Annotated in this window: 20 protein-coding genes and 1 pseudogene; 12 read left to right on the top strand and 9 right to left on the bottom strand. The window is 42.2% G+C overall.

What is annotated here, in order from left to right:
• Positions 1-308 precede the first annotated feature (308 nt).
• Entirely contained in the window at positions 309-1,820 is a 1,512-nt protein-coding gene (locus PSH48_RS15575; RefSeq protein ID WP_273611839.1) for a DUF3360 family protein, read from the top strand.
• An 84-nt stretch (positions 1,821-1,904) separates the two neighbouring features.
• On the opposite strand, the gene leuD is transcribed toward PSH48_RS15575, so the two are convergent.
• The 5 genes from leuD to fabR all read right to left on the bottom strand — a co-directional run bounded on the left by leuD (position 1,905) and on the right by fabR (position 7,609).
• Positions 1,905-2,504, bottom strand: coding sequence for a 3-isopropylmalate dehydratase small subunit (leuD, locus tag PSH48_RS15570; RefSeq protein WP_004589386.1), 600 nt, complete (start codon positions 2,502-2,504; stop codon positions 1,905-1,907).
• Positions 2,504-3,904, bottom strand: coding sequence for a 3-isopropylmalate dehydratase large subunit (gene leuC / locus PSH48_RS15565; RefSeq protein ID WP_273611838.1), 1,401 nt, complete (start codon positions 3,902-3,904; stop codon positions 2,504-2,506). Before leuC ends, leuD begins: the two co-directional genes overlap by 1 nt.
• Before the next feature lie 55 nt (positions 3,905-3,959).
• Positions 3,960-5,036: a 3-isopropylmalate dehydrogenase gene (leuB, locus tag PSH48_RS15560; protein ID WP_273611837.1), complete on the bottom strand. Its 1,077-nt coding sequence runs from the start codon at positions 5,034-5,036 to the stop codon at positions 3,960-3,962.
• Positions 5,033-6,586, bottom strand: a complete 1,554-nt coding sequence (leuA, locus tag PSH48_RS15555; RefSeq protein WP_273606567.1) for a 2-isopropylmalate synthase — start codon at positions 6,584-6,586, stop codon at positions 5,033-5,035. The genes leuB and leuA overlap by 4 nt, the downstream gene beginning before the upstream one ends.
• A gap of 402 nt (positions 6,587-6,988) precedes the next feature.
• A complete protein-coding gene (gene fabR, locus PSH48_RS15550) occupies positions 6,989-7,609 on the bottom strand; it encodes an HTH-type transcriptional repressor FabR (RefSeq protein WP_004589390.1) in 621 nt (206 codons plus the stop codon).
• Between the two features lie 127 nt (positions 7,610-7,736).
• Between fabR and PSH48_RS15545 the strand changes: the two genes are divergently transcribed.
• Complete coding sequence (locus PSH48_RS15545) at positions 7,737-8,870, top strand: acyl-CoA desaturase (protein WP_054983308.1); 1,134 nt, start codon at positions 7,737-7,739, stop codon at positions 8,868-8,870.
• Between the two features lie 13 nt (positions 8,871-8,883).
• Entirely contained in the window at positions 8,884-10,314 is a 1,431-nt protein-coding gene (gene sthA, locus PSH48_RS15540; protein WP_029774151.1) for a Si-specific NAD(P)(+) transhydrogenase, read from the top strand.
• A 68-nt stretch (positions 10,315-10,382) separates the two neighbouring features.
• Here sthA and hemE read toward each other — a convergent pair whose 3' ends face one another.
• Positions 10,383-11,447 (bottom strand): uroporphyrinogen decarboxylase, encoded by a 1,065-nt coding sequence (gene hemE / locus PSH48_RS15535; RefSeq protein ID WP_024033935.1) that lies wholly within the window; start codon positions 11,445-11,447, stop codon positions 10,383-10,385.
• Positions 11,448-11,971: 524 nt separating this feature from the next.
• On the opposite strand from hemE, the gene PSH48_RS15530 reads away from it, so the two are divergent.
• Entirely contained in the window at positions 11,972-12,442 is a 471-nt protein-coding gene (locus PSH48_RS15530) for an Rsd/AlgQ family anti-sigma factor (RefSeq protein WP_004589394.1), read from the top strand.
• A gap of 58 nt (positions 12,443-12,500) precedes the next feature.
• Here PSH48_RS15530 and fkpA read toward each other — a convergent pair whose 3' ends face one another.
• Entirely contained in the window at positions 12,501-13,247 is a 747-nt protein-coding gene (gene fkpA, locus PSH48_RS15525) for an FKBP-type peptidyl-prolyl cis-trans isomerase (protein WP_004589617.1), read from the bottom strand.
• A gap of 204 nt (positions 13,248-13,451) precedes the next feature.
• Between fkpA and PSH48_RS15520 the strand changes: the two genes are divergently transcribed.
• Both PSH48_RS15520 and PSH48_RS15515 read left to right on the top strand, forming a co-directional pair.
• Positions 13,452-14,450, top strand: coding sequence for a WD40 repeat domain-containing protein (locus PSH48_RS15520; protein WP_273611836.1), 999 nt, complete (start codon positions 13,452-13,454; stop codon positions 14,448-14,450).
• On the top strand, positions 14,437-14,649 hold the full coding sequence (locus PSH48_RS15515) for a SlyX family protein (RefSeq protein WP_004589619.1): 213 nt from the start codon (positions 14,437-14,439) through the stop codon (positions 14,647-14,649). The genes PSH48_RS15520 and PSH48_RS15515 overlap by 14 nt, the downstream gene beginning before the upstream one ends.
• 24 nt (positions 14,650-14,673) lie before the next feature.
• On the opposite strand, the gene PSH48_RS15510 is transcribed toward PSH48_RS15515, so the two are convergent.
• The gene (locus PSH48_RS15510; RefSeq protein WP_004589620.1) at positions 14,674-14,877 is read right to left on the bottom strand and encodes a YheV family putative zinc ribbon protein; all 204 of its coding nucleotides are present in this window, start codon (positions 14,875-14,877) and stop codon (positions 14,674-14,676) included.
• A 132-nt stretch (positions 14,878-15,009) separates the two neighbouring features.
• Here PSH48_RS15510 and PSH48_RS15505 point away from each other — a divergent pair, with 132 nt between their 5' ends.
• The 6 genes from PSH48_RS15505 (at position 15,010) to PSH48_RS15480 (ending at position 20,481) form a co-directional block, all read left to right on the top strand.
• Positions 15,010-16,932 carry an ATP-binding cassette domain-containing protein gene (locus PSH48_RS15505; RefSeq protein WP_273611835.1) on the top strand — a complete coding sequence of 641 codons (1,923 nt, stop codon included), beginning with the start codon at positions 15,010-15,012 and terminating at the stop codon, positions 16,930-16,932.
• A complete protein-coding gene (locus PSH48_RS15500) occupies positions 16,916-17,338 on the top strand; it encodes a TIGR02444 family protein (protein ID WP_273611834.1) in 423 nt (140 codons plus the stop codon). The genes PSH48_RS15505 and PSH48_RS15500 overlap by 17 nt, the downstream gene beginning before the upstream one ends.
• Before the next feature lie 380 nt (positions 17,339-17,718).
• The gene (locus tag PSH48_RS15495; RefSeq protein ID WP_004589623.1) at positions 17,719-17,865 is read left to right on the top strand and encodes a hypothetical protein; all 147 of its coding nucleotides are present in this window, start codon (positions 17,719-17,721) and stop codon (positions 17,863-17,865) included.
• A gap of 111 nt (positions 17,866-17,976) precedes the next feature.
• Positions 17,977-18,969: a hydrolase gene (locus PSH48_RS15490; RefSeq protein WP_273611833.1), complete on the top strand. Its 993-nt coding sequence runs from the start codon at positions 17,977-17,979 to the stop codon at positions 18,967-18,969.
• On the top strand, positions 18,966-19,220 hold the full coding sequence (locus PSH48_RS15485) for a YheU family protein (RefSeq protein WP_004589625.1): 255 nt from the start codon (positions 18,966-18,968) through the stop codon (positions 19,218-19,220). Before PSH48_RS15490 ends, PSH48_RS15485 begins: the two co-directional genes overlap by 4 nt.
• A 64-nt stretch (positions 19,221-19,284) precedes the next feature.
• The gene (locus PSH48_RS15480; RefSeq protein ID WP_273611831.1) at positions 19,285-20,481 is read left to right on the top strand and encodes a dipeptidase; all 1,197 of its coding nucleotides are present in this window, start codon (positions 19,285-19,287) and stop codon (positions 20,479-20,481) included.
• Positions 20,482-20,719: 238 nt separating this feature from the next.
• On the opposite strand, the pseudogene PSH48_RS15475 reads toward PSH48_RS15480, so the two are convergent.
• Positions 20,720-20,874 (bottom strand): annotated as a pseudogene (locus PSH48_RS15475) (elongation factor Tu); the annotation flags it as partial.

Here is a 20,874-nt window from a genome sequence, read left to right as displayed (position 1 = left end):
TAGCAGATGTGCTATTTCAGTTCAATTAAAATACATAAACCACTACTTAGACTAAAGGATAACAGCCTTGTTTTTACAATGTTTCACCAAATTAGAACACATAAAAAAACAAATCAACACACTGATTTTAAACAAAATATACTTTACATTTAAGAATGCCAACACAATGATTTAGCATAAAATAAAGCCATACACGACCTTTTGCCTATACATTCCTGAGTAAAAGCTGATCTACTCTGCTCCTTCACTATTCATTTGCTTTAACAAAAGCCGTATTAATAAATAAGCAACGAGTAACAGGAGGGACTATGTCAGTAACCCCAAAGGGTAACGAGCCAGAAAAAACAAGCGCACCGCACGTAGATGATGCCAACAGCTATCAAAATAAGCATAAAGCTAGTTCAGAGTTTAATACCCGCGACGAATACCTAGAGCACGAGCTGCAAATTATGCAGCCTAAACGCTGGCGGCCTAATTTACCATTTAGAGACTACCGCTTTGAATTTGAAGACACGATTCCTGCCATGGCGGGCACCATTGGTAAAGTTGTTATGGTGGGGGCTATTGCCGCTACTTTTGCAGCGCCACTAGGTTTAAGTGATGCGTTTGTTTTAGAAAACGTACGCTATGAATTACTCATTGTTTCTATTTTTATTATTTTGTTTTCGGGCTTTATTTTACCCACGGCTAACTTAGCCGGTACTCACGGCCCACTTATTCCTCTTATTCCTATAGTGGTTGCCGCTGGCGGCCATCCTATGGCGTTTGGCTTGCTCATTGGTGCGTTTGGCTTTATTTTAGCGATAACCAAAGGAGGGAGTTTACTGGCAAGCTTAACCAGTAAAGGAGTGTGCGGGGGCTTAATTATATATTTAGGCTTTATTGGTACTATCTCGCAGGTTAAAAAGTTGTTTGCATGGGCTGAGGCCATTGATATGGCACACATTGCATTTATTGTTATTTTGGCCACCATTTTATTGTATGCGTTACTTGAGCATTTTAAAAAGCGCTGGCTAGCTGTACCACTTAGCTGCCTTATTGGCGGTGTGGTTGCATTTGCACTCGGTGCCCCATTTGAATTTCATACCGCACCAGGCTTACCAAATATGAACCCAGCTTATTGGTGGGGCGAAAACACAGGTTGGATGCTTGGCCTACCAACGCTTGAAAGCTTTGTGGTTGTGCTGCCATTTGCGGTATTGGCTGTAGCTATGTGGTCACCGGATTTTTTAGGGCATCAAGTTTTTCAAAAAATTAGTTACCCACAACGTACTGAAAAAGTACAAATGAACATAGACGATACCATGCTAAGCGCATCAGTTAGACAAACCTTTGGCTCACTGGCCGGTGGTGCTAACTTTACCTCATCGTGGGGGACTTACATTGTACCTGCTGCTATTGCTAAACGCCCTATTCCGGCGGGCGCCATTTTAACAGCCGTATTTTGTATTATTGCGGGTTTATGGGGCTACCCAATGGATTTAGCCATTTGGCAACCCGTGCTATGTGTTGCACTTATTGTTGGTGTTTTTATTCCGCTGCTTGAGGCCGGTATGGAAATGACACGCGAAGGTAAAACAACGCAATCGGCTGCTATTGTCGTATTTGCGTCAAGCTTGGTTAACCCTGCTTTTGGTTGGTCACTGACTATGCTGCTTGATAACTTAGGCTTAATTGGCTGTAAAGAGCGCAGCGCTAATTTAACTAAAATGAGCCGCTGGGTTATTCCGCTCATTATGTTTGTGGTTTTAACTACCGTTATGGCTATTGTTGGTATGCTGCCAGGTATACCTGCGCTAATGGCTGATTTTAGACATTAATAACTAAAAGCCTTTAGGACATAAAAAAGCGCGGCTGATATACTCAGCCGCGCTTTGTTTTCATATGTAATTAATTGCTTATCGTTACTGCCAAGGGCGCTCAGCAGCAAGTTGTTTTTCAAACGCATCAATTTGTGGATTTAGCGTTTCGGTCACACCAATAAAATCTAAGCCGCTTAATAAACGCTCTTTTACGTCTTTACGAATATCAAAACTAATTGGCGCAAATTTATCGCTTGTTAGTGTTTGGTTTTCAAGATCGATTTGAATGTTTATATCGTCGTGCTGCTCGCTAAGTACAAACAATTGCTCAAGCGTGTCGGCTGGTAGCGCAATGGCTAGCATTTGGTTGTTACCACAGTTATTAAAGAAAATATCAGCAAAGCTTTCCGCTAAAATCACTTCAAAACCATATTGCTTAAGCGCCCACGGTGCATGCTCACGTGATGATCCACAACCAAAGTTGTCGCGCGTTAATAATATTTGCGCGCCTTGGTAGCACGGGCGATTTAAAATAAAATCAGGGTTTGGTTCGCCGTTTTCTAGGTAACGCCAATCGTAAAACAGTGCTGCATCAAAGCCATCTCGGCTAGTAGATGTTAAAAACTGCTTAGGAATGATTTGGTCTGTATCTACATTGTTTTTATCAAGTGGGGCCATTAAGCCACTAAAAAATACGCTCATTAGGCTTCTCCTCTAATATCAACAAAGTGACCATGTATTGCAGCAGCGGCTGCCATTGCAGGGCTAACTAAATGCGTACGCCCGCCACGACCTTGGCGGCCTTCAAAGTTACGGTTAGACGTAGATGCACAGCGCTTACCCGCTTCTAAACGGTCGTCGTTCATTGCTAAACACATTGAACAGCCCGGCTCGCGCCATTCAAAGCCTGCCGCTTTAAAAATATCGGCTAAACCTTCGTCTTCTGCTTGTTTTTTAACAAGGCCAGAGCCCGGTACAATAAGTGCTTCAATGCCAGCTACAACTTGCTTACCTTCAACAATTTTTGCCGCTGCACGTAAATCTTCAATACGGCTATTAGTACACGAACCAATAAATACCGTATCTACTTTTGCGCTTGATAATTTATCGCCCGCTTTTAAGTCCATGTATTTAAGTGCACTGCGTATAGCATCGGCTTTAATTAAATCAGGTTCTTGATCTGGATCAGGTATGCACTCATCAACGCCAATGACTTGCTCTGGGCTTGTGCCCCAGGTAATTTGTGGCTGAATGTCGTCAGCTTCAAGCTCAACACTCAAGTCAAACTCAGCGCCTTCATCTGTTTTTAAGGTTTCCCAGTACTTAACTGCGGCGTCAAAGTCAGTGCCTTTAGGCGCAAATGGGCGACCTTTTAAGTAATCATATGTAATTTGATCTGATGCTATTAAACCCGCTTTAGCACCCATTTCAATGCTCATGTTACATAGCGTCATACGTGCTTCCATTGAAAGTGCTTCAATGCCTTCACCACAAAATTCAGCAACATAACCTGTGCCACCGGCTGTACCTAACTTACCAATAACCGCCATAATTAAATCTTTAGAGGTTACCGTTGGGCGAAGCACGCCGTTAATTTGAATTTTTAACGACTTTGCCTTTTTTTGCTGCAGTGTTTGCGTAGCTAATACGTGCTCAACCTCAGACGTACCAATACCGTGTGCTAATGCGCCAAAGGCACCATGCGTAGAGGTATGGCTATCACCACATACAATGGTAGTGCCAGGCAGTGTAATACCTTGTTCAGGCCCCATTACATGCACAATACCTTGGTTAATTGAGTTTAAGTCGTAAAGTACAATGCCAAACTCTTTACAGTTTGCATCTAGTGCCATTAACTGGTTTTTAGATACTTCGCTTGCGGCATCAAGCGATCGGCTTTTAGTCGATACGTTATGATCCATCGTTGCAAAGGTTTTTTCTGGGCAACGTACTTTACGGTTTTTTTCACGTAGGCCTGCAAAGGCCTGCGGTGATGTAACCTCATGCACTAAATGGCGGTCAATATAAAGTAAATCAGTTTGCTCGTTTATGCTGGCAACGGTATGTGCTTGCCAAATTTTGTCGTATAACGTTTGGGCCACTTGCTAATTCCCTACTCTGTTAAGTCGCAGCATAACGGTGCTGCGGCTTTAATAATTAAATACGTGAAACGATGGCTGCTGCCACATCGCTTGTGCTGTATCCACCTTGTGGGTAGATATCTGGCGTACCAACGCCTGCTTCTACGGCTTCGGCTACGGCTTTTTCAATGGTGCGCGCTGCTTCGTCTTGCCCTAGTGAGTAACGTAGCATAAGTGCGGCACTTAAAATTTGTGCAATCGGGTTTGCAACGCCTTTGCCTGCAATATCAGGAGCAGAGCCACCGGCTGGTTCATACAAACCAAAGCCCGATTGATTCAAGCTTGCCGATGGTAATAAGCCCATAGAGCCTGTGATCATCGCACACTCATCTGACAAAATATCACCAAATAAGTTATCGCAAAGTAGTACGTCAAACTGGCTAGGCTGTTTTACTAACTGCATAGCTGCGTTATCTACGTATATGTAATCTAGGCTTACTTCTGGGTAGTCTTTGCTTACTTCGGTAACGACTTCACGCCATAATACGCTTGATGCAAGTACGTTGGCTTTATCTACCGAGGTAACATGGTTACTACGTAATTTTGCTGCTTCAAAGGCAAAGCGGGCAATGCGTTCAATTTCTTTACGTGAGTATGTTTGAGTATCGAATGCGGCTTCTTCAGCACCCTCTCCACTTCGGCCTTTTTTACCAAAGTAAATGCCGCCTGTAAGCTCGCGCACACATAAAATATCAAAGCCTTTTTCGCTAATATCTGCACGTAATGGCGATGCTGCACTAAGTGCGGGTAAAAGTTGTGCTGGGCGTAAGTTACAAAACAAACCAAAATGCTTACGAAGCGGTAAAAGCGATGCACGCTCAGGTTGCTCGTTTGGTGGTAGGTTTTCCCATTTTGGGCCACCTACTGAGCCAAATAAAATGGCATCGGCGTTTTCACACGCGCTTAGCGTTTTTGGTGGTAATGCTTCACCAAATTCGTCAATGGCTGCGCCACCAATAGCATGATGCTGACGGTTCAGGGTAAAACCAAACTTATTGCTTACAGCATCAAGCACTTGCTCTGCTGCTGCCATTACTTCTGGGCCAATACCGTCGCCAGCTAATACTGCAACGCTGTAGTTTGTTTTACTCATCCTACTTTCCTTTGTTGTTTTAAATCAGACACTTTTTGTGCACGATAAATTAAGTTGTAAACACGGATCATGGCGCGTACCGATGCCTCTACCACATCCGCAGCAATACCCGCACCGTGATAAGGGCGGCCATCGTATTTAGCAATAATATTTACTTGACCAAGCGAGCTTGCGCCTTGGCCAGTGGCTTCTAAGTTGTATTCAATCATTTCAACGCTCATACCAGTTAAGCGCTCAATTGCCGCAAACGAGGCCTCAACAGGGCCATTACCTGTGGCAGCTTCTTGTTTTGCTTCGCCATCAATTAACATCCCAATGGTAGAGCTGGCTACCGACTGCGAGTTAGACGCTGAGTTTACAAACTCTAATTGGTATTTTTCGTCTTTGTCGTTAATTTGATTAAAGTAAATCATGGCTTCAAGGTCGTAATCGTATACGGTGCCTTTTTGATCAGCTAATGCTAAAAAGCTCTCGTATAAGCTGTCCATGTCGTAATCAGCTTTTTGGTAACCTAACTCTTCTAAGCGGTGCTCAATAACATGACGACCCGAACGCGAAGTCATATTTAATTGGTTATTTGGCACACCTACGCTTTCTGGCGACATAATTTCGTAAGTATTTTGGGCTTTTAATACGCCATCTTGGTGAATGCCCGAGCTATGTGCAAAAGCGTTTTCGCCCACAATGGCTTTATTTGGCTGAACCGGCATATTACAAATTTTTGCCACTTGGCGAGATGCGCGATAAATTTCTTCGCTTTTAATATCGGTATGTACGTTTAAGTGGTCTTTACGCATTTTCATGATCATCGCCACTTCTTCAAGCGAGCAGTTACCCGCACGCTCACCAATACCATTTATTGTACATTCAATTTGGCGAGCTCCTGCTTGTACAGCGGCTACCGAGTTAGCTACAGCTAAACCTAAATCGTTATGACAATGCACGCTTAAGCGTGCTTTATCAATATTTGGCACGTTATTCATTAAGTGGCGAATCATTGCAGCGTATTCGTCTGGTGTTACAAAGCCAACCGTATCTGGCAAGTTAATAGTAGAGGCACCCGCATTAATTGCCTGCTCAACAATTTTACATAAATCCCAATGCGGCGTACGCCCTGCATCTTCACACGAAAACTCAACATCATCTGTGTAGTTACGCGCTAATTTAATGGATTTAACCGCCATGGCCGTTGCATCATCTAGGCTCATGCGTAATTTGTGTTCAAGGTGCAAAGGGCTTGTGGCAATAAAAGTATGAATACGACTTTGCTGTGCTGTGCGAAGTGCTTCGCCACAGGCTTCAATGTCTTTAGCAACAGAGCGTGCTAAACCACAAATAATCGGGCCTTTTACTTCGGTTGCAATACGTTGCACCGAGCGAAAATCAGCAGGGCTTGAAACCGGAAAACCCACTTCCATCACATCAACATTCAAGCGGCTAATAGTATGCGCTAACTGAATTTTATCGTCTTCTGTAAGGCTTGCTTTAAGTGCCTGCTCGCCATCACGTAAGGTGGTATCAAAAATCCATACTTTATCTTTGTCTTGCATAACTGCCCCTCATTCCTCTATTACCCAAATTTCAATTTATCCCAGCCGCGAGATAAAAAAAACCCCGCAATTGCGGGGTTTTTAATGTTTAACTCGATGCAAACACACTAATCCCCGCTCACTGACCATAGCAGTAAGAGGTTAAGTTTTAGTGTAATTAAACGAATATTTTGCATCTTGTTTCTTGTGTGTGTTCAGTGAGGCCTATTTTTAACATTACAAAGCTGTTGGTGCAAGCATAAATATTCCAAACAAGGGAATAAAAACCCTACATCAAAGAAATTTATATACCTAAAAATAGCATATTCAGGTTTTATAAATCACACGAATAGACTTTTTAGCTTAAATTAATGTGTTGAGTAAACTTGCGTGCTTAGATTAACTTATTGCTAATTTTTTAAGCTAAACCTGATTATTTGTTTCACGTATATAATGACCTGCACCGCGGGTAATATAACGTAGCTGCCAAATAACCCGCTCAATGAGTTCTTCGCGTTGTTGACCTTCTATATCGAGTGCTTCAGCGCCGGCATTAAATACCAGTGTTACCATGGCTTCGGCCTGAATATAAGCGTGGATTGAATCGCACTTGGTTTCGCTTTCTAAATAATGCGCAAGTTCTAAAATAAAGTGTTTTACCTCACGCGCTACGGCGGCTCTAAAGGCTTTTGAGGTGCCAGAACGTTCGCGCAGCAGTAATCTAAATTGGTTGCTTGAGTTATCAATAAACTCCATAAAGGTAACAACCGAAGTATTTATTACGCTGCCGCCACTGGCTATACGTCTGCGGGCTTGGCGCATAAGTTGGCGAAGGGTCAAGCCTGCTTCGTCGACCATGGTTAAACCTAGCTCGTTCATATCTTTAAAGTGGCGATAAAAAGAGGTGGGGGCAATACCGGCTTCGCGGGCCACTTCGCGTAAGCTTAAATTAGAAAAACTATGATCAGCACTAAGCTGATTAAATGCCGCCTCAATTAAGGCTTGTCGTGTTTTTTGTTTCTGTTGTGCTCTAACACCCGACATCCACAGCTCCCTGAGTAATTTTATATGAAGTTTTAATGATAATTAGCCGAATTGTCTAGTCTAATACTTGACGCCAAGAGATTGAAACACTATTTTAGCTTACAGTTGTACGCTGAGAGTAAAAACGATGAATAAACCACCGATTATTTGGACAAACGTCCTATTTTTTAGCCTAACCTTTTTGGCGGCTGTCACACTTGTACCTTGGTACGGCATTAGTTACGGATTTACCAGCGCGCATTGGATTGCATTTGTAGGCTGTATGTTTTACGCAGGCCTATCTATCACTGCCGGATACCACCGATTATGGGCGCACAAAGCCTATAACGTACACCCTGCAATAGAATTTATTTTTGCTCTTGGTGGCGCATTTGCTTTGCAAAACAGCGCGTTGCACTGGAGTAGCGATCACCGTATACACCACGGCCAAGTAGATGACCCAGTAAAAGACCCTTACGCCGCAACTAACGGCTTTTGGTACAGCCATATTGGCTGGATGCTACGTGATTACCAAGGCGATAGTTATAACGATTACAGTAATTGTCGCGATTTACAGCGCAATAAAATTGTTATGTGGCAGCATAAACACTACTTAAAGCTTGTTATAGCCATGAATGTCGGTTTACCGCTTGTGCTTGGTTTATTAGTAGGCGATGTGTGGGGTATGCTACTACTTGCAGGTTTATTACGCTTAGTATTGAGCCAGCACTTTACCTTTTTCATTAATTCATTGGCTCATATTTGGGGCTCACGCCCATACACTGAGAAAAACACTGCACGCGATAATGGCTTTTTAGCGCTATTTACTTATGGCGAGGGTTACCATAACTTTCACCATATTTTTGCAAGCGATTACCGTAACGGTATTAAGTGGTTTCATTACGACCCAACTAAATGGATGATTCGCTCTTTAGCAGCACTCGGTTTAGCCAGTAAATTAAAGCGCACCCCGGTTGAGCGCATAGAAAAAGCCAAAGCCGAAACGCTAATGAGTAAAACGCAAACGCGCCTTTCAAAATTGCCTTTAGCGCAAGATAAGCTTACATTATTACAACAAGAGTACGATTTACTGCTGAAAAAGCTGCAAAATTACTGTTCACTACAAAAACAAGTGTTAGAAGCTAAAAAAAATAACATGGCAAAGCAGTGTGAACAATCAGCATTAATGACACAATACCATGAGCTGGAAGCCGCCTGGGAAAATCAAAAGCAGGCATGGCTAGCACTTAATGCGAGGTTATTAAAAGCCTCTTTTAATTAATTTAGGAGTGGCTGTGGCCAAACAACCAGAACAAAAAAAAGCACCCGTAGTTTACCAATATGACGCAATAATTATTGGTACGGGCCCTGGCGGTGAAGGCACCGCCATGAACCTATCTAAAAACGATAAAAAAGTAGCGGTTATTGAGCGCCAACAAGCTGTTGGCGGTGGCTGTGTACATTGGGGAACAATTCCTTCAAAAGCATTACGCCACTCGGTTAGCCGCTATATTGAATACAAAGCAAACCCACTTTTTAATGTTGGCGAGCGCCCTAGCCGCTTAACGTTTCCTGATATTTTAAGCCATGCAAGTTCTGTTATTTCTAAGCAGTCAAACTTACGTAGCAGCTTTTACGACCGTAACCGCATTCATATGTACCAAGGCGATGCGAGCTTTGTAGATAAACACACGGTTGAAATTAAGCGCCTTGATGGCTCAGCAGAGCGTATTACCGCTAAAACCATTGTAATTGCTACTGGCTCGCGCCCATACCGCCCACCTGAGGTCGACTTTAGCCATTCACGTATTTACGACAGCGATACTATTTTAGGCCTAGAGCACGACCCACAACGTGTACTTATATACGGTGCGGGTGTTATTGGCTGTGAATACGCTTCAATCTTTAAAGGCTTAGGCGCTAAGGTAGATTTAGTAAACACACGCGACCGCTTATTAGCCTTTATGGATGCAGAAATTTCTGACGCTCTTAGCTACCACTTTTGGAATAGCGGTATTGTTATTCGTCATAACGAAGAGTTTGACCGTATAGAAACGCGCTCAGATTGTGTTGTAATGCATTTAAAATCGGGCAAGCGTGTAAAAGCCGACTGTATTTTATTTGCTAACGGGCGCACAGGTAATACCGATACGCTAAACCTTGAAGCTATTGGTTTAAAAGCCGATGGTCGAGGCCAACTTAAAGTCAACGAAATGTACCAAACTGAGGTAGATAACGTTTACGCAGTAGGTGATGTAATTGGCTACCCAAGCTTAGCGAGTGCAGCATTTGATCAAGGCCGTATAGCTGCCGATGCTATTGCCTGCGGTAATTGCGAAGATAAGCTAATTATAGATATACCGGCCGGTATTTATACCATTCCTGAAATGAGTTCGGTAGGTAAAACAGAGCAACAGCTAACCGCTGCAAAAGTACCGTATGAAGTTGGTCGTGCTCAGTTTAAGCACTTAGCTCGTGCGCAAATTGCGGGTACAGAAGTTGGTAGTTTAAAAATATTGTTTCACAGTGAAACCAAAGAAGTACTTGGCGTGCATTGCTTTGGTGAGCGTGCCTCAGAAATTGTTCACATTGGCCAAGCCATTATGGAACAAAAAGGGGCAGGCAACACCGTTGACTACTTTGTAAATACCACATTTAACTACCCAACGATGGCAGAAGCCTACCGTGTTGCGGCGTTAAATGGATTAAATAGGTTATTTACTTAACCCGATTACTACACAGCAAAAAGCCCGCTAATTAGCGGGCTTTTTAATAGCTATTAATACTACGGTTGTTATTTGTGGTATTGCGCGCTTAGCTCATGTACTGCATTGATAAATACACCGGCGTTTTCTGGGTCTACATCTGGTGTAATACCGTGGCCTAGGTTAAATACGTGGCCATCACCTGTGCCAAAGTCTTCTAAAATAGTGCCTACTTCCTGGCGGATACGATCAGGCGTACCGTGAAGCATTGACGGGTCCATATTCCCTTGCAATGCAACTTTATCGCCTACACGGCGTTTAGCGTCGCCAATATTAATAGTCCAATCAAGACCTACTGCATCACAGCCTGTTGCTGCAATTGCTTCAATCCACTGACCACCATTTTTGGTAAATAGCGTTACCGGCACTTTACGGCCGTCGTATTCGCGAATTAAACCATCAACAATTTTATGCATGTATTGCAGTGAGAATTCGTTGTAATCGCGCGGGCTTAATACGCCGCCCCACGAGTCAAAAACCATTAACGATTGCGCACCGGCTTTTACTTGTGCGTTTAAGTAATCAATGACTGAATCAGCTAGTTTATCTAGTAGTAAATGTAGTGTTTGCGGCTCTGCAAACGCCATTTTTTTTATTTTACCAAATACTTTACTGCTTCCACCTTCAACCATGTAAGTTGCTAGTGTCCACGGTGAACCCGAAAAACCAATTAGTGGCACTTCGCCTTTAAGTTCACGGCGAATAGTACTTACTGCGTTCATTACATAGCCAAGCTCGTCAGTTGGGTCTAGCTTAGGAATCTTTTTAACATCAGCAAGTGACGAAATAGGGTTTTCAAATTTAGGGCCTTCACCGGTTTCAAAGTACAAACCTAAACCCATAGCATCGGGAATAGTTAAAATGTCACTAAATAAAATAGCAGCATCTAACGGGTAACGGCGAAGTGGTTGTAGTGTTACTTCACATGCAAGCTCAGCATTACGGCACAGGCTCATAAAATCGCCCGCTTGTGCACGTGTAGCACGGTACTCTGGTAAATAGCGTCCTGCTTGGCGCATCATCCATACCGGTGTTACATCAACGGGTTGTTTTGCAAGTGCACGTAAATAACGGTCGTTTTTTAATTCGCTCATAGCGTAAATAATCCTGAGGCTTATAGAAATTGTTCAAGATTGTACCACCATATTCTCCGGCTCTCTATCGCTAAGCTCGTAAAACATGTGTTACAGCTAACAGAACCTAGTTTGTTGCTTATTTAGTCACATTTGAGTATTAAATAACCAAAAAGAACTAACAATAAAAACTTTTTGTTAATATGTTTGCAACATAACAAAAACCTTGGTATTGTTTGTCCCGCGTTAACAAGAACAATAATAAAAATCTTAAACAACAATAACAAAAATATTTATAATAAAAATAACAAAAATCTTCTATAACAATAAGAAAGCTTGTATTAACAGGCCAAAACAAGAAATTAAGCCACCTTAACCGGTGGTTTTTTCTTGCCTGCAATAAAATAATAATTTACCTACAATAAATACACACATGCACCAGCTCATACCTTTTACTTGTTGATATACACTTAAATAAAATATATCTTGATGTATAAGAAAGTTTAAATTTAACCATAAAAGTGACCCAGCTTAGGAGAACAGTAATGCTGACGCGCGTAGAGAAAGCTCAACAAAAATGGGGTGGTAGCCATACTGTCATTGATAAATGGTTAAACGAGCGCCAAGAGTTAATTGTACTTTATTGTAAAATGGCTGGGTTTTCGCCATACGACAAAAAAGATCACGCCTTACCAGAGCCAGAACAAATTCAATCATTTTGCCAAATTTTAATGGATTACTTATCTGCCGGCCATTTTGAAGTGTACGATGACATTGCAAAAGCCTGCGAAAGCAAGGGCCTTGAAAGCCAAGAGCTGGCAAATACAATTTACCCGCGCATTTCTAGCACAACAGATATTGCTTTAGACTTTAACGATAAATACGCAGAAGTAGATAAAGAGGACTTATTAGCTGAGTTTGATAACGATTTGTCGGTACTTGGCGAAACGTTAGAAGCGCGTTTTGAACTAGAAGATGAGCTAATAGATAATTTGTTTTCTAACCACACAGATTAATAAAATAGCCAACAAAAAAGGGACCGTTATGGTCCCTTTTTGCGTTATAAGCTACCGCTTATTGCGCAGGTGCTTCGTCATCTTGTATTTCAAGTAGTTCTACTTCAAAAACAAGCGTTGAGTTAGCTGGAATTTTACCTAGGTCACGATCGCCGTAAGCAAGTTCAGAAGGAATAGTGAACTTGTACTTAGACCCTACTGACATAAGCTGTAAACCTTCAGTCCAACCCGCAATTACACGGTTAAGAGGGAAAGTAGTTGGCTCGTTACGCGCATAAGAGCTATCAAACTCTGTGCCGTCTAATAAAGTACCTTTGTAATGTACTTTAACTACGTCTGTTGCTGCTGGCTTTTCGCCTTCGCCTTCGCTAAGTACTTCGTACTGTAGACCTGACTCAGTTACTGTTACGCCTTCTTTTTTAGCATTTTCTTCTAGGTATTTTTTACCTGCTTCTTTGCTTTTTTCAGACTCAACTTTAGCTTTAGCTTCTTGCTTTGCACGCACTGATGTATCTAGCTCAGTTAGCACTTCACGGATTTTTTCTTCATCGATTTTTGCATTACCAGCAAGCGCGTCTTCAAAACCACGAATTAATAGTGCTTGGTCTAGTTCAATACCAATCTCTGATTTATCAGCTAGGTCTTTATTTAAAAAGTTACCTACTGATGCACCAATACCGTATGCTTGTTGCTGCTCTACAGTGTCTAATTTAACTTCAGCTTGTTCTTGTTTTGCTTCTTGATTACAAGCTGTAAGCGCTAAAACCGACGCTGCAATCAATGACAATCTAATCGTCTTTTTCATTTTAAATCTCCGACACACTTTGCAGTTGTCATTTATTGTATTATTACTAGTTAAAGATTAACGGCCTACATGATAGGCTGCTTGTTTAATAACTAACTAAATTAAAACCTAACCTATTATAGTGATTAGACAAACACCCTAGGCCTTCAACGTGACCTAGTCTAACCTCTCAGTCACTAAGAGTTAAGAGGAAATACCTGTAATATGTCGATATTTCGTACTTTTTTAATCGCTTTTAGCTGTTTATTAGCCCTAGCTTGTAGCGATCAAAAACAGCAAGCTGCACAACGCTTTGAACACGCAGCACAGGGTGCGTTTTCCTCGGCAGTATCTAACGATGGTAAATACAGCCTAGTCTCCTCCATTCACCATGGGGTCGCCCTGTGGGATAATCAACAGCAGGTGCTAAAATATCAATGGTTTCAACAGCAATCACAAGAAAGCCTAGTGTATGCTGTGGCTATTGCCTTTGATAATAGCGTGGCCGTTACCGCAGAAAAAACCACCTTTGCCGTGTGGGATATTAGCAACGGCGAAAACCGCGGCTATTATAAAATTCAACAAGCCACTATTCGCGATATTGCGATAAGTAACCAAGGCCGCAGTGTTTTATACGGCAGAAGCGACGGCGTAGTGGTATTTTTAAACCTAGAAACCGGACGCCGCATTGAGTTTTTAGGCCACCAAGACAAAGTAAACACCGTTGATTTATCGCCTAATGGGCGCTATGCCTTAAGCGGCTCAAATGATTACGTTGCTTATTTTTGGGATACACGTACAGGGCAAGTAATTCATCGCTTTAATCACCCGACGCGTGTTACCCAAGTAACCCTAGACCCACAAGGTCGCTACGCATTTACCGCAGATAGTATGAAGCAAGCACATGTATGGAAGCTGACTACAGGTGATCTTGTGAGTAAACTGGCGTATATTGCGCGTCAGAAAATTTTTACTGCGGTACGCTTTAACGAACAAGGCACATTGCTGGCCACAGGCTCGCCCAATAAGCGCGTTGACTTATGGCAGTTACCCAGCGGAGAAAAAATTCAAACTTGGCAAGTCACACCACGTGAAGGCAGTAAGCCTAAATCGGCTGTGGTGCTAGATGTAACGTTTATAGATAACGGCAAGTCGTTGTTAACCGAGAGCTCGAGCGGAATTGCAGAGCACTTTACAATACGAGAAGCAAATGAACACAATTGAAAATCGTTTAATGGAGCTTGAGGCAAAAGTTGCTTTTCAAGACGAAACAATAGAAATATTAAATGACGAGCTAAAAGCACACCAACAGCAGCTTGCAAAAATGAAGCGCCAAACTGAGTTACTAGCAGAAAAACTTAAAGAAGCGCAGCAGCCGTCGCTAATGTCGCAAATGCAAGAGCCGCCTCCGCCACATTACTAAGGTGGGTAAAAAATAAAAACCGGGTTAATCGCCCGGTTTAAATACACCAATTACTTGTTCAAATTGGCGAGTAGATGCCTGAACAGCGTTATCGGGTTGCGCCATTTTGTGGCCACACTCTACACACTCTACTTTTTCAACATCATGTTCTCTGTATAGCATCATGGTATCCATGGCTTTACACTCAGGGCACGATGCACCAGCAATAAATCGCTTCTTTTGTCTCACAACATTTTTCCTGTGGTTTGAACTGCACATATTTTATCGTATAACTTCCTATGTTGATACGCTTGATAAGAGCAATACGTTCTATGGTATGATAGCGCCAACTTAACCAGGGCACAGTAAAGTAACGCATTCATGATCCAAATCTCAGAAATAGAACTACTTCGTGGCGGAAAAGCCTTATTAAAAAATGCCTCGGCTACTTTATTTCCTCAGCACAAAGTGGGCTTAGTTGGCGCTAATGGCTGTGGTAAATCTACCTTATTTAGTTTATTAAAATCTGAGCTGCAACTCGATGCGGGTGATTGCAATATACCGAAAGATTGGTCTATTGCTTCTGTAAAACAAGAAACCCCAGCCCTTGAAATAAGCGCCATTGATTATGTACTTCAAGGTCACCCTGAATACTATGCGTTGCGTATTGCCCTGCGTGAAGCTGAGCAAACAAACGATGGTGACACCCAAGCCAAAGTACATATTCAGCTTGAAAATATTAAAGGCTACAGCATAGAGTCAAAAGCGGGCGAATTACTGCACGGCTTAGGCTTTGCTAATCACCAAATAGAAAACCCTGTAAGCGCGTTTTCTGGTGGTTGGCGTATGCGTTTAAACCTTGCACAAGCACTTATTCGCGATGCCGACTTACTATTACTCGATGAGCCTACCAACCACCTTGATTTAGATGCCGTTTACTGGCTTGAGCGCTTTTTACGCGCCTACACAGGCACCTTGGTACTTATATCTCATGACCGCGAGTTTTTAGACGCCGTGGTTGATCAAATTTGGCATGTCGATAAACAGCTTATTAATGTGTACAAAGGTAACTACTCACAGTTTGAACGCCAAAAAGCAGAGCGCTTGTTACAACAACAAGCAATGTTTGAAAAACAACAAGAGCAAATTGCCCATCTTGAGCAGTTTATAACTCGCTTTAAAGCCAAAGCCAGTAAGGCCAAACAGGCACAAAGCCGTGTAAAAGCACTCGAACGTATGGAAAAACTGGCACCTGCGCATGCCGACTCACCGTTTGACTTTGAATTTGCCGAGCCAACAGCCCTGCCTAACCCGCTAATGACCCTAGATAAAGCAAAAGCAGGTTATGGCGATGTTACTATTTTAAATAATATCGCGCTAAACCTAGTTCCTGGCAGTCGTATTGCGTTACTCGGTCGTAACGGCGCGGGTAAATCAACGCTTATTAAGCTATTAGCGGGCGAGCTTGAGCCGCAAGCAGGTAAAGTGGTTCAACACCATGGCTTAAATATTGGTTACTTTGCGCAGCACCAACTTGAATCGCTTGATTTAAAAGCAAGCGCAGTGACCCATATTCAACGTTTAAACCCACAGGCCACAGAGCAATCATTGCGTGACTTTTTAGGTGGTTTTGCATTTATTGGCGATAAAGCACTTGAACCCGTGGCGCCGTTTTCGGGCGGTGAAAAAGCCCGCTTAGTGCTAGCCATGTTGGTATATCAAAAACCCAATTTACTACTACTTGATGAGCCAACTAACCACCTTGATTTAGAAATGCGCCACGCGCTAGTAATGGCACTGCAAGGCTTTGAAGGCGCCATGGTTACCGTATCGCACGATCGCCATATGCTTAAAAACACCGCCGATGAATTTTATTTAGTCGATGATGGCAAAGTCACTCAGTTTGGTTACGATTTAGACGCGTATTACCAATGGTTACTCAATGCCAATAAAGAAGCCGCTAAAAGCCAGCAACCTGACGAGCCAAAAGCAAATCCAAGCGTTAACCGTAAAGAGCAAAAGCGCCTAGAAGCTGAGTTTAGAAAAGCCATTCAACCGCTTAAAAAGCAAATTGAAAAGCTTGAAAAGCAGCTCGATAAATTTACTGCAGAGCTTAGCGAAGTTGAAGTAGCCCTTGGCGACAACACACTCTACAACGACGATAACAAAGCCCAGTTAAAAGAGTTAATTGCTAAGCAAGCCATGCTTACCCCTAAAGTATACGACACTGAAGAAGAACTACTGATGGCGCTTGAAGAAATGGAAGAAAAAGAACAGGCCTTTGCCGATGAACTTGCTCAATAAAAACGACTTTTGGCAATTTGCCTGCGCTTTGTACGCAAAGCCAGAGCAACAACAAACCTTGCTGACACTGCAAAACCAGCAAGGTAAAAACGTTAATCTGTGCTTATTTTTACTGTACTTAGATTCACTTAAGCTAAGCATTAATGCCGAGCAGCTCAGTGCGTTAATAGCGTCTATTAATGAGTTTGATACGCAGGCACTTAAGCCACTGCGTGCAACGCGCAAGTATTTAAAAGCCAATCAAGAAAGTATCAGCAACTATGCAAAAATACGCCAAGAGCTATTAAGCGCCGAGTTAAAGCTTGAAAAGCAACAACAGCAAATACTGATTGATACAGCGAATAAACTTAGCTTTTTAGAAGCTGTAAAGCCAAACAATATTGAGCTGTATGTGAAAGCCACTTAGGCTGTCAGTTTTTACACCCTCTTCTAAATGCTCATTTTAAAGCCAATTAATCACAAAGAGGATTAGAGACGCTGCGCTTTTAGAGAAAAATAAAAGCCAAGCTAATATCACTAGAAATATAAGCCTAGCCGCTACTGGCTTGTCGCTATATTTTCTCATTTACTTCTCATTTTTTTCTCTTTGTGCAAAAAATCTTTAAGCCAATTGATTATTCAAAGCCTATAGGTGCAGGAGTAGGAACTGAATAACCCCAAAAACATGATCTACATCAACTTTACTTGGTTACTTTTTCCACGCAGGGAAATAGTTTGATCTCGATCACATTATGCTTTGCAAAGTCACTTTATGATGTCTCCATCAACTGAACGAGGAGATTAATCATGAACGTATTCTTTAGAGACTTTTTTAGCGACCCTGTTTTATTTATGTCTTTTGGGATTTTAGGCGTAGTGATTTCTCTTTGCCTATTTTACGCTTTTTACTTTATTAAAAAAATTAGCGAGGCTGAAGTTCCCGAGCATCATTAAGCACGACGCACAAAGCGCCTACTCAGGTTACTGATTAGGCGCTTTTTATTTTATAAAGCGAAAAATTTGGTACACTAACGCTTCGTTTTTTTCATAGTGCGTAGTACAAACATGATCAATAAGTTTAAACCAGCATGGTGGATGACCAATCGTCACGTTCAAACCATAATGCCGCGTTTTTTCCGTCCATTTCACAATACGTCCTACGAACTTGAGCAACTTGATACGCCCGACGGCGATTTTATTGAACTTGCATGGTCGCTGCCTCATAACGAAAACGCTCCCCTTGCTGTGGTTTTACATGGCCTTGAAGGCAACATAAATAGCTTTTATGCCAAAGGCATGATGAAAGCCTTAAAAAAGCAAGGCTATGCCGTAGTACTTATGCACTTTAGAAACTGCTCAAGTGAAGTTAACCGCTTACCGCGTGCTTATCATAGTGGCGATACCGCCGATTTAGCTTTTTTTATAAATCATTTAAGGGAGCAATTTCCCAGCCGCCCTATTATGGCTGTTGGTTTTTCGTTAGGGGGCAATGTACTGGCTAAATACCTAGGCGAAGAGCGCGAAAACTGCCCCTTAAGTGCTGCAGCCGTGGTCTCGGCTCCTTATGATTTATCATCATCAAGCGATGTTATTCGTAAAAGCTTAGGCAAAATTTATCAAAAATATTTGCTCGATAGAATGAAAAAATCAATGCAGCGTAAATTGCCACAAATTAAGCAGCAAATACCTATTACTTCTGAGCAGTTAATGAAAATTGACGATTTGCTAGAGTTTGATAATCAACTAACCGCTCCACTGCATGGCTTTGAAAACGCACACGATTACTATCGCCAAGCCAGCGCAATGCCCTACTTAAAACATATTGCGATTCCTACGTTAATAATTCATGCCCAAGACGACCCAATGTTGTCGATTAAAGCCGTGCCAAGTAGGCAAGATGTGAGTGAGCATGTTACCCTGAGCGTCTCTGAAAAAGGCGGCCACGTAGGGTTTATTAGCGGTAATAATCCGTTTAGGCCAGTATTTTGGCTTGAACAAGCCGTCCCTCATTATTTTGGCCAGCACGTCCCCACTAAAGCGAGCAGTAAGCAGTTATGATTATCCCTTTTGAACAACTTGATAAAGACACCCTCTACAACCTAATTGAAAGCTACGTGCTTCGTGAAGGCACCGATTATGGTGAGCAAGAAGTGAGTATTCAAAGTAAAGTAGCGCAGGTTAATCAGCAGCTTAGAAATGGTGAAGCGATGGTGTTTTTTTCTGAGCTACATGAGTCGGTCACTATTATCTCAAAAAATGAATTTAAAGCACTGCAAAGCGAAGAGCATGAAGCACAGTCGTTTGATTAACGCCTAACACTTGTAACTTTTGAGCTGAACGTACACAATGGCTTTTTACCCAAAGAGCCAAAACATGATAAAACTCAGCACTCTAGTGGTAGCCATATCACTAGCTTTAACACCACAAGCCTTTGCAGAGCAAGTAAAAAGCCCGTCAGACAAAGCAGTAAAACTAGCAAAAGACACTATTTTAATCGACACCCATATTGATGTACCTTATCGCATCCACGAAAAGTGGGTTGATGTAACTAAAGCCACCGAAGGCGGCGACTTTGACTACCCTCGCGCAGTACAAGGGGGGTTAAACGCCCCTTTTATGTCGATTTATATTCCTGCTCACTTAGAATTTGAAGGCAAAGGTAAAAGCTACCAGCTAGCCAATCAAATGATTGATAGCATGGAAGCCATTGCACAGCGCGCCCCTGAAAAATTTGCTATTGCTAGCTCAACAGCGGATATAGAAGCGCAATTTGAGCAAGGTAAACTGTCAATTGCTATGGGCATGGAAAATGGCTCGCCAATTGAAGGAAAAATAGAAAACCTTCAGCACTTTTTTGACCGTGGTGTACGCTACATCACGCTTGCCCACTCGCAAAGCAACCATATTTCTGACTCGTCATACGATATTCGCCGTAAATGGAAAGGTTTAAGCCCATTTGGTAAAAAGCTAATTACTGAAATGAACAACGTCGGTATGCTAATTGACGTATCACATATATCAGATGATGCGTTTTATCAGGTAATGGAGCTATCTAAAACGCCGGTTATTGCTTCACACTCATCACTGCGCAAATACACGCCAGGCTTTGAGCGTAATATGAATGATGACATGTTATTAGCGCTTAAAAAGAATGGCGGGGTTATTCAAATTAACTTTGGCTCAAGCTTTGTAACCTCTAAAGCCGGTGCGTGGTACAAAGACCTTAAAAGTACTAAAGAGACCGTTAAAAAAGAAGGCACTAAGCCAAGTAAAGACTTTGATGCAGCGTACCGCGCTAAAAACCCATTCCCGTTTGCAAGCCTTGAGCAAGTACTTGATCATATTGATCACGTTGTAGAGCTTATTGGCATTGATTACGTGGGCATTGGCTCTGACTACGATGGGGTTGGCGATTCGTTACCGATTGGCTTAAAGGATGTATCTAGCTACCCTAACCTAGTACAAGGCTTAATGGACAGAGGTTACAGCGATTCAGACATTAAAAAGATTTTAAGCGAAAATACGCTAAGGGTTTGGAAGCAAGCCGAAGCATATGCGAAAAAGCACTAAGCTGTAAGTTGTCAGTTGTCAGTTGTCAGTTGTCAGTTGTCAGTTGTCAGTTGTCAGTTGTCAAAAAATTTAATTAATAGCACGGCTTAAAGTCGTGCTTTTTTATGTGTTAAGTATAATTTAACACCAAGCGACTAATAGTTGATAGCTGATAGCTGAAAACTAAACACTTTTCTTCAGGCATTAAAAAAGGCCACCGAAGTGACCTCTTTTTAGTATTAATTAGCTAGGCTAATTATTACTCTACGATAGTTGCTACAACACCTGCACCTACAGTACGGCCACCTTCACGGATAGCGAAACGAAGACCTTCGTCCATCGCGATTGGCGCGATTAGAGTTACTGTCATCTTAACGTTATCACCAGGCATTACCATTTCTACGCCTTCTGGTA

The organism is Pseudoalteromonas sp. Angola-4, assembly GCF_028599265.1.
Taxonomy (GTDB): Bacteria; Pseudomonadota; Gammaproteobacteria; order Enterobacterales; family Alteromonadaceae; genus Pseudoalteromonas; species Pseudoalteromonas atlantica.
Note: the sequence above shows the minus strand (reverse complement) of the source record. Positions and strands in the feature narration are given on the sequence as shown.